Genomic DNA, 17,123 nt, shown 5'->3' with positions numbered 1-17,123 from the left:
GCAATGGAAATACTTGAGCGGGGATCGTTATGAAGCCAAAGCAGCGACAGGTTGCAATACTGGAATATCTCCAACAACACGGAAAGACGGCCGTCGATCAACTCGCCGCACATTTTTCAACCACCGGTACCACTATTCGTAAGGATTTAACCAGTCTTGAAAATGAAGGGGCGGTTATCCGTACCTACGGTGGGGTCGTATTAAATCGTGATGATATAGAACAACCCATTGACCGTAAAACTCACATTAATACCGATAAGAAAAAACAAATTGCTCAAGCTGCCAGCAAACTGATTAAAGACGGTGATAGCCTGGTTTTTGATGCCGGTAGTACCGTGTTGCAAATGGTTCCCCACCTGACAAAATTCAACAATATCACGGTGATGACCAACAGCCTGCATATCGTCAATGAACTGGTTGAGCTGGATAACGATCAAACTATCTTGATGCCGGGTGGCACTTACCGTAAAGGTTCAGCCTCTTTTCATGGTAGTCTGGCAGAATCTGCATTTGATAATTTTAGTTTCGATCAACTGTTTATCGGTGCAGATGGTGTCGATCTGAAAGCAGGTGTCACCACGTTTAACGAAGTTTATCATGTTAGTACGGCGATGTGCCGTGCCGCTAGCCGCATTATTTTGCTGGTTGATTCCTCCAAATTTGGCCGTAAAAGCCCAAATGTAGTGTGCCCGTTAAGCGCCGTTGATATCCTGATTACAGATAAAGGTATTAGCCCAGAATATTTGCAAGCGCTACAGGACATGGGCATTAACATCATTCTGGTTGATAAAAATGACTAATCCGTTGATTACCTATGCCCGTGAAACACTGGAAATTGAACTGACAGAAGCGCATAAGCTGCTGTCACGTTTAGATGATAATTTTATTCGCGCCTGTGAGTTATTATTAGCCTGCACCGGTAAGGCTGTAGTTTCAGGGATTGGCAAATCTGGCCATATTGGTAAAAAGATTGCTGCATCACTGGCCAGCACTGGCACCCCCTCCTTCTTTGTACATCCGGCTGAAGCATTGCACGGCGATTTGGGCATGATTGGCCCTCAGGATGTGGTGATTTTTATCTCCTACTCAGGGCGCGCCAAAGAACTGGACCTGATTCTACCCTTGTTGGCGGATAGCCAGATCCCCGTGATTGCCATCACTGGCGGCAAAGAGTCCCCGCTGGCGCTGGGTGCTGCCTGTGTCTTGGATATCAGTGTCGAGCACGAAGCTTGCCCGATGGGGTTGGCTCCTACCTCCAGCGCGGTTAATACCCTGATGATGGGGGACGCTCTGGCAATGGCATTAATGCGCCATCGCGGTTTCGGTGCAGAAGATTTTGCCCGCTCACATCCTGGCGGCAGCTTGGGCGCAAGGCTACTTAATCGAGTCCATCACTTAATGAGAACCGGTGATCGCTTGCCGATGGTGAATGAATCCGACAGCGTAATGGAAGCCATGTTAGAACTGAGCCGTACAGGACTAGGGCTGGTGGCTGTATGTGACCCGGAGCAACGGGTTGTGGGGGTATTCACTGACGGTGATTTACGCCGCTGGCTGGTAAAAGGTGGCACCTTACAGCACCCCTTAGAAAATGCCATCACACGGCCAGGCTACCGATTACCTGAGCAATGGCGCGCAGGAGAAGCGCTGGAGGCACTGCATCAGCACCATCTCAGTGCCGCACCGGTGGTGAATCTGGATGGGAAACTGGTCGGAGCCATTAATCTGCACGACCTGCATCAAGCTGGCGTTGGTTGATATCCCCGTCATTGTTCAAGTTGTAGCTGTGTTGGTTGCATTCACGATTCAGGCCTCGCTGCTGCGAGGCCGCTGCAACCAGCATTCAAATCCGCCAGTGACATCTTCATCAATATAATCAATTAATCTAGATAAATTTACTTATTAGCGGCCTGCCTGCAATCAGTGCCAATTAGGATCTTGCTGTAACTGCTTTTTGAGCATGGCCTGGATACTGTCATTGGGGCGACCGAGCCATTGATAGGTCGCGAACTCACTCGGTTTATCAAGTGCTTGTGGCTTGTCCGCCACGGAAATACGCATTCCCCATGCCTGCCATACTTGTTTTTTATCCTGACTAAACGCCACCCACATAAAGTTATTACTGCAATCATGAGGTTTACAAATTCGCCCCACCTTATATTGCTGCCCTTGCCAATTTATCACCTCATAAGGTGCTGACGTCCCCACCCCTTTGCGTGCCCAGGCGGGGAGATTCTTTTGGCTTTTCACCATTTTTTGCCAGCTATTTTTATAAACCGGCTGTTGCAGCAGATCCGCCGTGGTCGGGCGGTTTTTGACAGAAGAAGTCTGGGCAACTGACGTGGCTGTGACAGTTGTGGTGGCTGGCTGCGCGAAAGCCCAGGAGCTGACACTGAGCATCACCGCAGCCACAAGACAATGGCGGGTTTTGTTACCTTTCATTATCGAAATCCTTATTATCTGATTAATCTACTCGCCGGACAGTGAGCCAGGCTCTGTGCAACGGCTTAGCGGCGTGGTATTAGTTTGCCTGTCTATGACCATCAACCGGCGAAAAAGTTGATCCATAGCACGAATTTTCATCCTAATTCCAGTTATACCACAATCTGTATGACAGCTTGAGTTAAGCTATGAACCAGATAGCTATCAGCCGATCCCACCCGATAAAAGGCCATGCCATGTTAACCGTTGAGTTACCCGAAGAACCCGAGAAGCTGTATTACTCTGCCGGGGATGCCCACCCGCTGGCTAAGCTTGAAACGGATAAAATTATCCAGATGGTTATCGATCTGGATGTTGCCAATTCCGACAGCGAACATTATGTCACTGGCTGGATGGGACTAAATAGCGTGGTGGTGGTACGTAATTACCAAAATAAGCGCGGTACAGCCAATGGTTTTGTGGTGAATAAAGGCGATCGCTATCGTCTGAGCATTCAATCCATTGAATTTCGCATTCCTAAGGCCGTGTTGTGGATGAGCTTTCGCCGTAAACCCCGCACCATGGAGTTAATCACCTACGAAACATTGGGCGAACAACCCAGCGGTATGCAGCAGTACCGTAATATCCTCGATGAAGAGTTGCTACAGCAACTCGATGCCGATTGGCGCGAATTGAATGATTATCTTGGTGCAGCCTGCTGGCAACTTGAAAATGACACCCCGCTGTGGCAACAAACCCGACAACAGATAACGCCCGAGGCTATCCGTCAGTTAGTCGATGCGCCTATTTTTCGCACCAAACATCTACAGGCTGATGGGGATTACGCCGGGTTCTGGGCCGGAGAGTACTTTTTTGCCGTTCGCCAACCTAGCGCAGGCAACCCATTACCTGCGGTACAAATCTCCTGGCGTGAAGATGAAAAAGATATCGGCAGTTATCAATTTGATCTGATTAACGATGAAACAGGCGAGCCAAAACTCTCACTGTGTATTCGCCCACGCAAAGGCGCGGACAGCTATCTGCTTAACCGTTTTGATGCCCATCACTTACAACGTGCCATCGCGATGTTTGTGATGACTCAGCGCTATTTATTAGCATGAAATTCAATAAATAAGGCATGCACTTCGTCATTGGAGCTACAGGTAGGCGGCAAGTGAACACATCCCGATGAGCTGACTCAAGTCAGTGATTCGGGGGAGCGCGCAGATAACACCCCTGCGACTTCAAGGACGAAGGGGATTACCACCACTGGTGAAAATGATGCACCGGCCCGATCCCCTGCCCGACTTCAAGGGTATTGGCTTGTTCTAATGCACCTTGCAGATAGTGTTTGGCGGCATTCACCGTATCTGCCCAATCGTGGTGCCGTGGCCGTAAGGCCGCCAATGCGGCCGATAAGGTGCAGCCGGTGCCGTGGGTATGGCGAGTATTTACTCTGCGGGTAACAAAACGCTGTTCGCCTTGTGCCGTAAACAGCCAATCGGGGCTATCCTCACCGCTCAGATGCCCTCCTTTCATCAATACTCCCTGACAGCCCAGAGCCAACAGTGCTCGCCCCTGTTCACACATTTGTTGCTCATCGCGCGCAGGCTGGCAATTGAGTAGCGCGGCTGCTTCTGGCAGATTCGGGGTAATCAAAGCCACCCGCGGTAACAGCAGTTGACGTACTGCGTCTACGGCCTCTGGCGCTAATAAAGGGTCACCGCTTTTGGCGACCATAACGGTATCTAGCACCACAAATGAGATGGGATAACGTTGCAGTTGTGTGGCAACAATCTCGACAATGTCAGCATTAGCCAACATACCGATTTTCGCGCTATCGATGCGCACATCACTGAGAACAGAATCGAGTTGAGCTGCAACAAACGCCGGTTCGATGGGATAAACTGACTGCACACCACAGGTATTTTGTGCCACCAAGGCGGTGATCACACTGGTGCCGTAAGCTTGCAAAGCAGAGAAAGTTTTCAAATCAGCCTGAATACCGGCCCCACCGCTAGGGTCAGTTCCGGCAATCGTGAGTGCATTAATTCGCTTCATGAATATCTCTCCACACTCATATCAATGGGAGTTCGAATGGCAGCAACAGCGAGAATAGCTAAAGAGAAAACGGCAGGTTGAACGAACATATTCCTCCTAACCGGCGGTCAAGAAGGCGGAACCCTAAGGTGCCGAGACTTCCCTACGCTGGCATAATCCAGATCAGGTAATACGGGTAATATCTCAGCCATGCCACTGTTTGTGGCAGGCACCCCGAGTCAGAATTGTTATTATCATGGGCAGGTGGTAGAAGATCAATCATGTATTGGCTCAACCAATGATCAATTTCGCGAAAGCACCCTGTTTTGGAGGTATAACCGTAGGATGAGTATCAAGATTCGTCAGTATCAGGAAAGTGACCGGCCATTCCTGCGCACCTTGTATCTGGCATCACGTAAAGCAGCCTTTACCTGGCTGGACGTTGAACACTTTAGGCTGGAAGATTTTGATCGCTCAACCATCGGTGAAACTGTGCTGGTCGCCGTTGATGGCGATCAACACTTAGGTTTTGCCTCAATTTTTATGGAAGAGAGTTTCCTGCATCATCTGTTTATTGACCCTGCGCTACAACAGTCCGGTACGGGAAAAGCCTTATTGCAGGCAGCACAACAGCTATTTACCAGCCACGGCTCACTCAAATGTCTGGCAAAAAACCAGCAGGCACTGGCGTTTTATCAAAAACAGGGGTGGGTAGCTATAGCCACCGGCATCAGTAATGATGGCGAATATACATTAATGCATTGGCATAATGAGAAGGTTAAATAAGCACAAGGGAACCGGGTTTCCTGGTGCTTATTTTCTATTCTCCGCGCAGCGCCTTCACATCATCGGCTTTTATATTCAGTGTCGGTTGTCCGAATTGCTGTAGCAGATAATGACTCAAACTAACAACCTGCTCATCGGTCAAGGTGTTGGCAAACCCGGGCATAAAGACTTCACCGTCATTGGTTTTGCGTGACACACCGTGGAGAATCACATTAATCAGGTTATTGGGCGCGGATGCCCCGACCACCGAGTTTTTCATCAATGAAGGGTAATAACCGTCTTTTACGCCCTCACCGGTGAAACTGTGGCAACTGGCACAGTTCCCCAAATACAGGCGCGCGCCGTCAGTGTTGTTATCTGCCGTGAAAGGCATACCGCGTAAGGAATTAACACTACTCGCCGCTTGCCCCCAATCCGAACGACTCTTGGTTTCGTCATCTGGATTTAATGGCTCCAGGGTACGCAGATACACCGCCATGGCATTGAGATCACTCTCGCTCAGGTGGCGAGTGCTGTTCTCAATAACTTCAGCCATCGGCCCGGCAGCTTGCGCTTTACCGTCAACATGGCCGGTGCGCAAATATTGCACCACCTGTTGCTGACTCCAGCCACCAATACCGGCATGTGGATCAGCGGTAATATTAAACGCCGTCCAACCATTAATCTCTGCCCCCCCATAGGCTTTGCTCTCTTTCATCCCCATGGTGATATTACGCGGGGTATGGCACTCACCGCAGTGCCCCAATGCTTCAACAAAGTAAGCCCCCTGATTCCATTGTGCATCTTTAGTGTTGTCCGGCTGAAAGCGCTCCCCCTCGAAATTGACCAAATTCCAGAACCACAATCCCCAACGCTGGTTAAATGGGAAAGGCATGTCATTTTCGCGGTTAGCTTGATGCACTGCTGGCAGACTAAACAGATAGGCTTTAATGGCTTTGACGTCAGCATCCGTCAACAACGTATATGAGGTGTAAGGGAATGCCGGGTAGAGATTCTCACCATTTTTCCCTTTCCCTTCATGTAATGCGCGCAAGAACTCTTCATCCGTCCAATTGCCAATTCCGGTCTCTTTATCGGGCGTGATGTTGGGCGAATATAGCGTTCCCATCGGCGTCTTGAAGGCAAGTCCACCGGCAAAAGGCTTACCGTCTTTGGTGGTATGGCAGGCCACACAGTCAGCGGCCTTAGTCAGGTACTCACCACGTGCAATCAGGTCAGCATCAGCACTGGCATACCCAGTTACGGCTAAACCTAATGCGATAAACAGGAGATTCACTGAACAGCCCAAGGTTTGTTTTCTCATCTTACACCTCGGCCTTTAATGTTTCAGCGATACGCAGCGAGAGTGCGGCAATCGTCAAAGTACAATTAACTGAACCGACAGTTGGCATTACACTACTACTGGCGATAAACAGGTTTTTATGGTCATGGGTACGACAATCGCTGTCCACTACCGAGTCTTTCGGGTCACTGCCCATAATGGTGGTACCCGTAATATGATTGTTATTGGCGAAGTTATTGTTGAATTTAACCTCGGTTCCCCCCATCAGCTTTGCCGCCTCGGCATAGACCTGCTGAGTGTGTACCGCACTTTTTCGCACATAATCATCCATTGCATAGTAAAACTCGGGTTTCGCAATACCGATGGCGTCTTTCTCGCTAGCGCTGGGGATAATACGATTTTCGACATGAGGCAAAATCTCGTGGAAGCTGTCGAATTGTACAAAACGCGCGGCCCTGTCACGGATTTTGGCCTCAAGCTGTGGCCCGAGTTGCAAATCCCCCTGTTTGAGTAATTCAATCGTGACTTGATCGGTACGTGACAAATTGGATAAATGAATTTTTTTCGCTGCAAAATCAGCGCGGAATGCACCATCACGGAAGCCGATCATCGACGTCATTTCCTGCGGCCCACGCCCTGGCCACAAGGGTTCACTGGCCATAAAAGTCACCCCAGTTCCGGGGTGATCCATTAGATTGCGCCCCACCATATCGGAACTATTACCCACTCCCCGTGGATTTTTCTCATCGGTGGACATCAGCATCAGTTTCGGAATTTCAATGCCATTGGCGGCCAGTACAAAGTATTTACCCTCAGCCCGATGCTCATTGCCTTGTTCATCTTTAAACAGTGCTGCAATAATCTGCTGTTTATCATTAACTTCTAACTTATAAACCACCGCTTTGGGGCGCACGACTGCCCCCGCCTGCTCGGCTTTTTCGACATGAGTGATACCGTTATACATGGCGCCAATAGGGCAAATAGGCATGCAGTTGTTATTACCACAACAGGTTGGCCGGCCATCATAAGGGCGACTGTTACGGGCGACCGGTTCAGTGACCACATTGAAACTTCCGCCGTTAAAGCTGCCACCGTTAAAAACATGGCTATTTAACACCGTCTTGATGCGCTGTTCATTCCACGATAATGGCAATGGTGCCATCGGATAGGGTTCGCTGCGGGGTGATCCTAGATCTTCATCACTTGGCCCCCAAACACCTAATTCCTGTTCAGCGCGCAGATACCACTTTTCCAACACCGCATACTCAATTGGCCAATCTCGCCCGACGCCATACACGGTTTTCAGTTTGAAATCGTTAGGCAAAAAGCGCCAGGCAGAAGCCGCCCAGTGCCAGGTTGTGCCACCCACTGCGCGGATATATTGCACATCATACGGATGTTCACCCTTTTGAATCAGATAGTTATTATTTGGGTTAGATTCAGGATGAGGCGCATACGCGGTGGAAGGATATGGCGCCATGTTGTCTGATTTATCCGGCTGATTACGGAAGTTTTCTACAATTTCCCAACGAGAGAGGCGCGGACCTGCCTCTAAAACCAGTACTGACTTGCCAGCCATGGCCAGTTGATGGGCAACCAGCCCTCCTGCAACACCCGAGCCAATAACGACGATATCCGCCTTTAGTGTGTCAGCCATAAATGTATTCTCCAAAATTATAAGGCGACATCAGGCTTTACAGCCCAGTATCCGGGTTTATTCGGGCAATAAGAGCGAATAACCAACACATCGGATACCGCATCGAACATCAACGCATTCTCATAGCTGATTACCGCCGCATCGGTTCCCTCACCGATCACGCCGACATACCAGCCTTGCAATATTTGCCGGGCGATTTGCTGTTGCAGAGGTGGCCATTGCTGAGGTTCACCCGCAGGCAACGGTTGTAACAAGGAGAGTTTTTGGTCAAAACCGCCTATTTTCCCGAGCAAAACCTGATAGATTCGTTGACCAATCTGCACATTAAGCTGGCGCTTACCGGTCAATGCGCGTGATACCAACATGAATCTTTCTAAATTCTGCGGCGAGGTTTGGGTCGATGCCGCGAAAGCATCTAATGAAAGGGGACTCATCAGGCTACTGACTAGCCCGACGCCGATATATCCCAGCAGACGGCGGCGTGAAATACCCCGCACCTGAGGTATCGGAGAGAGATTTACCGACATGTTTTTTCTCCACAAAACAGCACGCACGCAGTATTCATCCGTTGTATTTAGGAACATGCTGCTAATCGGCATGTGCTAACAGATGCGGGCTACTGCGAGCTAAACTACCCTGCGTGTTACACAGCGGCAGTGGCAATCTTGACTAATAATGAATGGACTTCTCGTCTTATTGACGATGTAAGTTATGAGATGCAGATGTTAAATATTTAGTTGAGTTGTAAAGATTCGTCAAGATTATACCTCCTCAGTGAAGGGGTAAAGCAAAACGTGATTCATATCACATTTTGTAACTATAGAGCCGGATCATGCCTTCACCTCAATCATTACTTCAATACGATTAAGGACATATGCCACTTGATGCCAAACTTGCTGATATTCGGTTGAGTTATAGGTACGTAAAAATTCCACCAGCAGTGTTTTGGTTTGTTGCCATATTGCATCATCGACCGGATGCTCTTTATTGGTCTCAAAGAAGGTTTCCAGTGTTTCAACTTTTTGCAGGTAAGCATCCAACGCAGCAGTCCATTCACTTGTATGCAACTTGTGAGAAATTTGCGCCAGCAGCCAGGGCATATAGTCGCGACTGAGGCTAACATCCCAAGTATCAGCATCTGTTGCAGACCATGTGGCACTTAGATAATCACAATGTGTGCCTTGATCATCGGTAAATCCGTGCAATGCACAAATAGCCTTTTCTACATCAAGCACATAGCCTAAGGCCGGACTATTAATAAATACAGCATCATGAGGGGTTCGCTCATTAAAATTCACTACAGCACCTATGTATTCACCTAATTTTGGCCCAGTCATCACACCTTTGAAGTTAATATATGGTGGTTTTTCATTCATATAAAAATGCAAAACTTTATTTTTATATCCATTAACCAGATAATGATATTCCCAGTCAGCCATAAAGTACCATTTTTTGCTGTATATATTATAAGCTACTCCATTATCACAACGGTACTCTAAACTATTATCACTGTAGTTACTGCGATGGTAGGTAAAGCTAATCGCCGAAGGTTGGTCAGTGCCATCATTCAATAATGAAAGGCACGAGGACTCTATTAACGCTTTACCTTTACTTAATTTATTATAAGCCATCAGTGATTGAGTTTCTGCATCATAATAAATATGATTCCTACCTTCTTTATTTCCCAAATAGATATAGGTATCATCTGGTTGGTCCAAACGATGGGTTATTACCTCACGTTGGTCATTTACCCCCCTGGATTCAAGCGTTTCCTTATATTGTAATAATGGTCTGACTGCCTTTTCCTGCCACGTTTCAATAGTAGACGCATCAAACCATAGAGTGTATTTATCCACGGTTCCCTGCTGAAAATGTTGTTCCCTGCCATGTAGAATATTAATCGGGCTAGTATGTAAGCTCACATAGAAACCGATTTGATCTAATGATAACGCGGTACCCGTCCCTTGATTGACTAATCTTATTTCATTTTCTACCACCTGAGGGAACCAATACTGGCCAGAATTATTAAAATCACAATAGGTAAATGCCACATCAGCATCAAGCTGGGAACTACGCCGAACCACCGGTGACAAACAGTAAAGGTTGCGATCAAACCCTTGCCCGATAAAGGCCGTCATTATCTGCCCTGCATGACTATAAAAGAAGTAAGAACTTTGTCCATCAGCACCAATAGGCTGACTTTGCTTGGTTAAAAAGATGCTATGACCATTGTTAACATAATAATCATAGCTGAAATATTTTTCAGCGAAAATGTCTGAATGGTAATTGAATGTCACCCTCTTATTCTCAGGATATAAATTCTTTGGTAATACACGATAAGAACTGATGTCTGCTGTTAATCCATACTGCGCCAACTCAGCCGCATTGGTGCTTTTATAAAGCGTAGCAGACTTCCCCAAAAATGAATAATCACTAAAAACCTCAACCCGTAAATTTAGCGGAATTTTTATTGATGCAATATTATTATTCCATTGGCTAAATAGCCATTCATCCTCGGTATAATAAGGCACGCAAAATTTTGTGCCGTTCTCCTTTTCAGAATAATTATCTTTTGAATAAAAACAGACATTATCTTCATTATTATGCTCTGCCATTGTGGATATTGATATAAAGACACAAGGAACAATCAAAATACTAATTTTAGCATTCATATTTCACCTGTTAATTATAAAGAAACCAAATATAATTTTTCACATCAAATGGGAAGGTAAGCGTCACAAATTTTATATTCACATACAGTAACCTTACTTAAAAGCGATACTCACAAAAGCATCGTTCATTTTTTATTTATCCGTGAAGGTAAAATATAAATTTTTATTTAATCGCAGCCAAAATAAAAAGCCCCCGAAAGTTCGGAGGCTTAATTAATGTCAGAGCACTATCTTATCGACGAGTGATAGTATTTATTCCCACTCAATGGTAGCTGGTGGCTTGCCACTGATATCGTAAACTACACGGGAAATACCATTCACTTCATTGATAATGCGGTTTGAAACGCGGCCCAGGAAGTCGTATGGCAGATGCGCCCAATGTGCGGTCATAAAATCGATGGTTTCTACTGCGCGCAGTGAAACCACCCAATCGTATTTACGCCCATCGCCCATCACACCAACAGAACGCACTGGCAGGAATACAGTAAAGGCTTGGCTCACTTTATTGTACAGATCAGCTTTATGCAGCTCTTCGATAAAGATGGCATCAGCGCGGCGCAGCAAGTCACAATACTCTTTTTTTACTTCGCCCAGAACACGTACACCCAAACCTGGACCTGGGAATGGATGGCGGTATAGCATGTCGTACGGCAGACCTAATTCCAGGCCAATTTTGCGTACTTCATCTTTAAACAGCTCTTTCAGCGGCTCAACCAGCCCCAATTTCATCTCTTTCGGCAAACCGCCCACATTGTGGTGAGATTTAATTACGTGTGCTTTACCAGTAGCAGACGCGGCTGATTCAATCACATCAGGGTAGATGGTGCCTTGTGCCAACCACTTCACTTGATCTTGCTTACACGCTTCTTCATCAAACAGTTCGACAAACACGCGACCAATGATTTTACGCTTCGCTTCAGGTTCATCGACACCAGCCAGCGCTGCAAGGAAACGATTTTCGGCGGCAACATGAACAATATTCAGGCCGAATTTATCACCGAACATTTCCAGCACTTGGTCGGCTTCGTTCAACCGTAGCAGCCCGTTATCGACAAACACACAAGTCAGGCGGTCACCAATAGCACGATGCAGCAGCATTGCCGTCACAGATGAGTCAACACCACCGGACAGGCCAAGAATCACATGGTCTTCACCAATTTGCTCACGCAGACGAACAATGGCGTCTTCGATAATGGTGGCCGGGGTCCATAAGGCTTCACAGCCGCAGATATCCAACACAAAGCGCTCTAACAGGCGTTGGCCTTGTTTGGTATGTGTGACTTCTGGATGGAACTGCACGCCATAAAAACGCTTTTCTTCGTTGGCCATAATGGCAAACGGGCAGGTATCGGTGCTGGCAACCGTCACAAAATCAGCTGGGATGGCAGTGACTTTGTCACCATGGCTCATCCATACATCCAATATTGCTTCATTGGCTGGATTGATAGCATCTTTGATATCGCGGATCAGTGCGCTGTCAGTTTTGATTTCCACCTGCGCATAACCGAACTCGCGCTGATTTGAACCTTCAACTTTCCCCCCCAGTTGCATCGCCATAGTCTGCATACCGTAGCACACACCTAATACCGGGACACCCGCAGTGAACACGTAATCAGGTGCGCGTGGGCTGTCGTGCTCAGTCGTGCTTTCAGGACCGCCAGAAAGAATGATGCCGCTTGGATTAAATTCGCGGATCTGAGCTTCGGTTACGTCCCACGCCCATAGTTCACAATAGACACCGATTTCACGAACGCGTCGCGCCACCAGTTGGGTGTATTGCGAGCCGAAATCAAGAATAAGGATGCGATGCTTATGGATATTTTTTGTCATGTGCGGCGTATTCCACAGAGAAATAATAAAATTAAATAGTTACCATAATTATTTATGAATCATTCCAGTCGGCGAAGCCAAGAAGTTAGTTAACGCCCGCAGCACAGCATACGCAGTTGACACTAAGTCAATGAGCAATGCGAGCCGCGAACGATGACCAAATTCGCCGGTTTAAGCCCCTGGAATTAGCCCATGCGATAGTTAGGGGATTCTTTAGTGATAGTCACATCATGCACATGGCTTTCTTGAATCCCTGCACCACTGATGCGCACAAACTCAGCTTTGGTACGCAATTCATTGATAGTGGCACAACCGGTAAGCCCCATGCAGGAGCGCAAGCCCCCCATTTGCTGATGTACAATCTCTTTCAACAAACCTTTGTATGCGACACGACCTTCAATACCTTCCGGTACCAGTTTATCGGCAGCATTGTCAGTTTGGAAGTAACGGTCAGAAGAGCCTTTGGACATCGCGCCCAGTGAGCCCATACCACGGTAAGATTTGAATGAACGACCCTGATAGAGTTCGATTTCGCCCGGAGACTCTTCAGTCCCTGCCAGCATAGACCCCACCATGACACAGGAAGCACCCGCGGCAATGGCTTTAGAAATATCGCCAGAGAAACGGATACCGCCATCAGCAATCACCGGAATACCGGTGCCTTCCAGTGCTTCGACCGCATCAGCAATCGCCGTGATCTGTGGCACACCTACACCAGTCACAATACGGGTGGTGCAAATTGAACCTGGACCAATCCCTACTTTTACGGCACTCACACCGGCATCAGCCAAGGCTTTTGCACCCGCGCCCGTCGCAACGTTACCGCCAACGATTTGCAGGTTAGGATATTTGGCACGGGTTTCACGGATTCGTTGCAGAACACCTTCAGAGTGACCATGGGATGAGTCAATCAGTAAAACATCAACACCTGCGGTGACCAGCGCGTCGATACGCTCTTCATTGCCGGCACCGGCACCCACAGCAGCCCCAACACGTAGACGGCCATGTTCGTCCTTACAGGCGTTAGGTTTGCGCTCTGCCTTCTGGAAGTCTTTTACAGTAATCATGCCGCGCAGATGGAAGCTATCATCAACAACCAATGCTTTCTCGACACGTTTTTCATGCATTTTTTGCAAGACAATTTCGCGAGCTTCGCCTTCCTTGACGGTAACCAGACGCTCTTTCGGTGTCATCACCGCCGTCACGGGTTGGTCTAAGTCAGTCACAAAGCGCACATCACGGCCAGTGATAATGCCAACCAGCTCATAATCTTCGGTTACCACCGGGTAACCAGCAAAACCGTTACGGGCAGTCAATTCTTTCACTTGGCGCAGTGTGGTGGTTGGGGTAACAGTCTGCGGCTCGGTAACAACGCCACTTTCGTGTTTTTTCACGCGGCTGACTTCTTCAGCCTGGCGCTCAATGGACATATTTTTGTGAATGAAACCTAAACCGCCCTCTTGTGCCAGCGCAATGGCCAGACGAGCTTCGGTAACGGTATCCATGGCTGCGGACAGCATAGGGATATTTAGGCGGATAGTTGCGGTCAGTTGAGTGCCAAGTTCGGCCGTATTAGGCAAAACTGTGGAGTGGGCTGGAACCAGGAGAACGTCGTCAAATGTCAGAGCTTCTTTCTTGATACGTAGCATGGGCAATATCTCACCAAGGTGGATGTGAAAAGATAAAATATTGCCGTGGCATTATACAGAGCGTAATCGGTTGCCTCCAGCACTTTCTCATAATTTTTCTTGCCAACCGGTCTGAGGTAGGTAATATCAGTCAATTAAGTGCTTGTTTTAAAATTTGATCCAGGTCACATGTCACAATCTTCCGCATCAACAATTTTTACTGTTAGCCGTCTTAATCAGACGGTGCGACAACTGCTGGAAATGGAAATGGGCCAGATTTGGCTCACGGCCGAGATATCCAATTTCTCCCAACCGTCATCCGGTCACTGGTATTTCACCCTAAAAGACGCTCAAGCGCAGGTGCGTTGCGCGATGTTTCGCAACACTAACCGCCGCACCACGTTTCGTCCACAAAATGGTCAGCAAGTGTTGGTCAGGGCATCGATTACCCTGTACGAGCCGCGTGGCGATTATCAGTTAATTGCGGAAAGCATGCAGCCTGCCGGTGACGGATTGCTGCAACAACAGTTTGATCAACTCAAGCAACAACTGGCGGCGGAAGGGCTATTTGATCAACATCATAAACAACCGTTGCCAAGTCCTGCCAGGCAAGTTGGCGTCATCACCTCTGCCAGTGGTGCGGCGCTGCATGATGTTCTACAGGTTTTGCAACGCCGTGACCCATCATTGCCGGTAATTATTTACCCAACAGCAGTGCAAGGAGTTGATGCTCCATTGCAGATAGTCCGTGCCATTCAGTTAGCTAACCTACGTGCCGAGTGCGATATATTAATCGTCGGGCGCGGCGGCGGATCGCTGGAAGACCTGTGGAGTTTTAACGACGAACGGGTCGCCCGCGCTATTTTCAATAGCCACATCCCGATAGTCAGTGCGGTCGGCCATGAAACCGACATCACTATTGCTGATTTTGTCGCTGACTTGCGGGCGCCAACACCGTCTGCTGCCGCAGAATTAGTAAGCCGTAACCAGGTTGAGCTGGTCAGGCAAATTCAAGGGCAGCAGCAGCGGATGGAAATGGCGATGGATTATTATCTGGCGCAGCGCGGCCAGCAATTCACCCGCCTTGAACACCGTTTACAGCAACAACATCCACATTTGCGACTGGCACGTCAGCAGACCCTGTTATTAAAGCTGCAACGCCGCCTGGAAGAGAGCGCGCAAAACCAAATCCGCTGGTTAAGCCGGCGCACCGAACGGCTCCAGCAGCGCCTCGCGCAAGTGCAACCGCAAGGGCAAATTCACCGTTACAGCCAGCAAGTGCAGCAGCAGGAATACCGTTTGCGTCAGGCATTAGAGCGCCAGCTTAATGGTTATCGGCAGCGTTTTGGTATCGCCTGCTCGCAGTTAGAGGCCGTCAGCCCATTAGCAACCTTGGCCCGTGGCTACAGTGTCACGCAGACTCCGGCTGGGGTAGTGCTGAAAACCACTAAGCAGGTGCAGACAGGTGATAAGCTGACCACCCGATTGCAGGACGGTTGGGTAGAAAGTGAAATCACCCAAATCAATGTGGCGAAGAAGGTTCGTCAACGGAAAGCGGCAAAAGAGTAACGCCGCCTGGCTCAATTGCTGCCAGTCAAATCGTCGGCAAGTAACTAAAGTGAACGCGGCTTTTCGAAATGAGTCCGTGACCGTGCTGGCAGAAATAATCAATCGCGCCACACGCCTTCAGCACCTGCAACGGTTTGGCGCAATCAGGGCACTCCGCCTGTTGCTGATAGTTGCCATGGCAATTAGAGCAATGAAAGTGGCCACTTACTTCGGTCATCAGTTTTTGGCAAACCGGGCATAATGCATCCATCGACTTCTCCTTAAAAACTACATCACCCCGAGCGATCGTAGGAAGTAAATCCCCAGCGCGGTGGTAAAGAATGAACCGACCGTGGTGATGGCAATGATATTCGCCGCCAGGGTGGCATTGCCTCCCATGGCGCGGGTCATAACATAACTGCCAGCCGCCGTTGGAGTGGCAGAGAACAGAAATATAATCCCTAATGTCGCCCCACGAAAGCCCATCAACAAGCCACCAACGGTCATCAATATTGGCACCACGAATAATTTAGCTGTTGAAGATAACGCTGCCACATTGGAAGAACGGAACATCGCGTGCCAGTCGAGGCTCGCTCCGGTGCATAACAGAGCCAATGGTAATGCCAAAGCAGAGATATAACTCCCCGTCTGGACAATCACCTGAGGAAGGGGTAATTGCGTTTGTGCGTAGAGTAAACCGCACAGTAGCCCAATTATCAGCGGATTAGTCACAATACTGCGTAACAGTGCCAATTTACTGATTTTGCCGCCCTGCCCAGCTTGCAGACTGCGAGTCAGGGTGATCACCGACAGCATATTAAATAAAATTACTGTCACCGTCAGATACATCGAGCCGAGTGCCACCCCTTCGGCACCATACGCCGTCATGGCAAAAGCCAACCCCACGATAGCGGTATTGGCTCTGAACCCTCCCTGCACGAATACACCACGCTCTTTTGGGTCTTTTACCAACCACTTGGCGGCGACTTCCAACAGCAAGAAGGTCACCAACGTACCAATAGCGCCATAAACAACCAAGGGTAGGTTATCCAATAAGCTGACATGATTGGTCGCGACACTAAAAAACAGCAGACAAGGGAGGGCGAGATTGAAGACCAGCTTGGTGGCACCATCGCAGAAGCGATCATCCATCAAGCCAAAGCGCCGTAACAGCACACCGAGTAACATCATCAGCAAGTTAGGCATCGTGACACTAAATGCAAAACTCCAGGTTTCCCAAGACATGACTGACTTTCAAC

The 17,123-nt window shown here is 48.4% G+C and carries 15 protein-coding genes and 1 riboswitch; of the genes, 5 read left to right on the top strand and 10 right to left on the bottom strand.

Annotated elements, in window-relative coordinates:
* Positions 1 to 29: 29 nt before the first annotated feature.
* Both srlR and gutQ read left to right on the top strand, forming a co-directional pair.
* A complete protein-coding gene (gene srlR / locus V1956_RS08280) occupies positions 30 to 800 on the top strand; it encodes a glucitol operon DNA-binding transcriptional repressor SrlR (RefSeq protein ID WP_083163232.1) in 771 nt (256 codons plus the stop codon).
* Complete coding sequence (gene gutQ / locus V1956_RS08275) at positions 793 to 1,758, top strand: arabinose-5-phosphate isomerase GutQ (protein WP_372559647.1); 966 nt, start codon at positions 793 to 795, stop codon at positions 1,756 to 1,758. The genes srlR and gutQ overlap by 8 nt, the downstream gene beginning before the upstream one ends.
* Positions 1,759 to 1,920: 162 nt before the next feature.
* Here the strand turns inward: gutQ and V1956_RS08270 are convergent, their stop codons facing one another.
* A complete protein-coding gene (locus V1956_RS08270) occupies positions 1,921 to 2,442 on the bottom strand; it encodes an inhibitor of vertebrate lysozyme family protein (RefSeq protein WP_442825010.1) in 522 nt (173 codons plus the stop codon).
* A 236-nt stretch (positions 2,443 to 2,678) separates the two neighbouring features.
* Here V1956_RS08270 and V1956_RS08265 point away from each other — a divergent pair, with 236 nt between their 5' ends.
* Positions 2,679 to 3,542 carry a hypothetical protein gene (locus V1956_RS08265; RefSeq protein ID WP_420071792.1) on the top strand — a complete coding sequence of 288 codons (864 nt, stop codon included), beginning with the start codon at positions 2,679 to 2,681 and terminating at the stop codon, positions 3,540 to 3,542.
* A gap of 139 nt (positions 3,543 to 3,681) precedes the next feature.
* On the opposite strand, the gene thiD is transcribed toward V1956_RS08265, so the two are convergent.
* Positions 3,682 to 4,482: a bifunctional hydroxymethylpyrimidine kinase/phosphomethylpyrimidine kinase gene (gene thiD / locus V1956_RS08260; RefSeq protein ID WP_442825009.1), complete on the bottom strand. Its 801-nt coding sequence runs from the start codon at positions 4,480 to 4,482 to the stop codon at positions 3,682 to 3,684.
* Between the two features lie 122 nt (positions 4,483 to 4,604).
* A riboswitch (TPP riboswitch) is annotated at positions 4,605 to 4,708 on the bottom strand.
* A gap of 98 nt (positions 4,709 to 4,806) precedes the next feature.
* Here thiD and V1956_RS08255 point away from each other — a divergent pair.
* Complete coding sequence (locus V1956_RS08255; RefSeq protein ID WP_372559650.1) at positions 4,807 to 5,247, top strand: GNAT family N-acetyltransferase; 441 nt, start codon at positions 4,807 to 4,809, stop codon at positions 5,245 to 5,247.
* Positions 5,248 to 5,281: 34 nt separating this feature from the next.
* Here V1956_RS08255 and V1956_RS08250 read toward each other — a convergent pair whose 3' ends face one another.
* The 6 genes from V1956_RS08250 to guaB all read right to left on the bottom strand — a co-directional run bounded on the left by V1956_RS08250 (position 5,282) and on the right by guaB (position 14,337).
* Positions 5,282 to 6,550 carry a c-type cytochrome gene (locus V1956_RS08250; RefSeq protein WP_442825008.1) on the bottom strand — a complete coding sequence of 423 codons (1,269 nt, stop codon included), beginning with the start codon at positions 6,548 to 6,550 and terminating at the stop codon, positions 5,282 to 5,284.
* A 1-nt stretch (position 6,551) separates the two neighbouring features.
* Positions 6,552 to 8,186: a GMC family oxidoreductase gene (locus V1956_RS08245; protein ID WP_372559652.1), complete on the bottom strand. Its 1,635-nt coding sequence runs from the start codon at positions 8,184 to 8,186 to the stop codon at positions 6,552 to 6,554.
* A gap of 17 nt (positions 8,187 to 8,203) precedes the next feature.
* The gene (locus V1956_RS08240; protein ID WP_420075349.1) at positions 8,204 to 8,713 is read right to left on the bottom strand and encodes a sugar dehydrogenase complex small subunit; all 510 of its coding nucleotides are present in this window, start codon (positions 8,711 to 8,713) and stop codon (positions 8,204 to 8,206) included.
* A 303-nt stretch (positions 8,714 to 9,016) separates the two neighbouring features.
* On the bottom strand, positions 9,017 to 10,858 hold the full coding sequence (locus V1956_RS08235) for a hypothetical protein (RefSeq protein WP_442825007.1): 1,842 nt from the start codon (positions 10,856 to 10,858) through the stop codon (positions 9,017 to 9,019).
* Positions 10,859 to 11,110: 252 nt separating this feature from the next.
* Positions 11,111 to 12,688, bottom strand: a complete 1,578-nt coding sequence (gene guaA, locus V1956_RS08230) for a glutamine-hydrolyzing GMP synthase (RefSeq protein WP_083163218.1) — start codon at positions 12,686 to 12,688, stop codon at positions 11,111 to 11,113.
* A gap of 185 nt (positions 12,689 to 12,873) precedes the next feature.
* Positions 12,874 to 14,337, bottom strand: a complete 1,464-nt coding sequence (gene guaB, locus V1956_RS08225; protein ID WP_083163216.1) for an IMP dehydrogenase — start codon at positions 14,335 to 14,337, stop codon at positions 12,874 to 12,876.
* Positions 14,338 to 14,505: 168 nt separating this feature from the next.
* Between guaB and xseA the strand changes: the two genes are divergently transcribed.
* Positions 14,506 to 15,885, top strand: coding sequence for an exodeoxyribonuclease VII large subunit (xseA, locus tag V1956_RS08220; protein ID WP_420074973.1), 1,380 nt, complete (start codon positions 14,506 to 14,508; stop codon positions 15,883 to 15,885).
* 25 nt (positions 15,886 to 15,910) lie between these two features.
* On the opposite strand, the gene V1956_RS08215 is transcribed toward xseA, so the two are convergent.
* A complete protein-coding gene (locus tag V1956_RS08215; protein WP_372559657.1) occupies positions 15,911 to 16,135 on the bottom strand; it encodes a zinc ribbon domain-containing protein in 225 nt (74 codons plus the stop codon).
* A gap of 17 nt (positions 16,136 to 16,152) precedes the next feature.
* Positions 16,153 to 17,109 carry an AEC family transporter gene (locus tag V1956_RS08210; RefSeq protein ID WP_083163209.1) on the bottom strand — a complete coding sequence of 319 codons (957 nt, stop codon included), beginning with the start codon at positions 17,107 to 17,109 and terminating at the stop codon, positions 16,153 to 16,155.
* Positions 17,110 to 17,123: the final 14 nt, after the last annotated feature.

The sequence above is a fragment of the Yersinia sp. 2540 StPb PI genome (assembly GCF_052217165.1).
Lineage (GTDB): Bacteria > Pseudomonadota > Gammaproteobacteria > Enterobacterales > Enterobacteriaceae > Yersinia > Yersinia enterocolitica_E.
This window is presented reverse-complemented; position numbering and strand designations above follow the sequence as displayed.

Excerpts from the sequence above, each read along its gene's own strand:
- srlR (WP_083163232.1), top strand. The coding sequence starts at position 30 with ATGAAGCCAAAGCAGCGACAGGTTGCAATACTGGAATATCTCCAACAA.
- gutQ (WP_372559647.1), top strand. The coding sequence starts at position 793 with ATGACTAATCCGTTGATTACCTATGCCCGTGAAACACTGGAAATTGAA.
- V1956_RS08270 (WP_442825010.1), bottom strand. The coding sequence starts at position 2,442 with ATGAAAGGTAACAAAACCCGCCATTGTCTTGTGGCTGCGGTGATGCTC.
- V1956_RS08265 (WP_420071792.1), top strand. The coding sequence starts at position 2,679 with ATGTTAACCGTTGAGTTACCCGAAGAACCCGAGAAGCTGTATTACTCT.
- thiD (WP_442825009.1), bottom strand. The coding sequence starts at position 4,482 with ATGAAGCGAATTAATGCACTCACGATTGCCGGAACTGACCCTAGCGGT.
- V1956_RS08255 (WP_372559650.1), top strand. The coding sequence starts at position 4,807 with ATGAGTATCAAGATTCGTCAGTATCAGGAAAGTGACCGGCCATTCCTG.
- V1956_RS08250 (WP_442825008.1), bottom strand. The coding sequence starts at position 6,550 with ATGAGAAAACAAACCTTGGGCTGTTCAGTGAATCTCCTGTTTATCGCA.
- V1956_RS08245 (WP_372559652.1), bottom strand. The coding sequence starts at position 8,186 with ATGGCTGACACACTAAAGGCGGATATCGTCGTTATTGGCTCGGGTGTT.
- V1956_RS08240 (WP_420075349.1), bottom strand. The coding sequence starts at position 8,713 with ATGTCGGTAAATCTCTCTCCGATACCTCAGGTGCGGGGTATTTCACGC.
- V1956_RS08235 (WP_442825007.1), bottom strand. The coding sequence starts at position 10,858 with ATGAATGCTAAAATTAGTATTTTGATTGTTCCTTGTGTCTTTATATCA.
- guaA (WP_083163218.1), bottom strand. The coding sequence starts at position 12,688 with ATGACAAAAAATATCCATAAGCATCGCATCCTTATTCTTGATTTCGGC.
- guaB (WP_083163216.1), bottom strand. The coding sequence starts at position 14,337 with ATGCTACGTATCAAGAAAGAAGCTCTGACATTTGACGACGTTCTCCTG.
- xseA (WP_420074973.1), top strand. The coding sequence starts at position 14,506 with ATGTCACAATCTTCCGCATCAACAATTTTTACTGTTAGCCGTCTTAAT.
- V1956_RS08215 (WP_372559657.1), bottom strand. The coding sequence starts at position 16,135 with ATGGATGCATTATGCCCGGTTTGCCAAAAACTGATGACCGAAGTAAGT.
- V1956_RS08210 (WP_083163209.1), bottom strand. The coding sequence starts at position 17,109 with ATGTCTTGGGAAACCTGGAGTTTTGCATTTAGTGTCACGATGCCTAAC.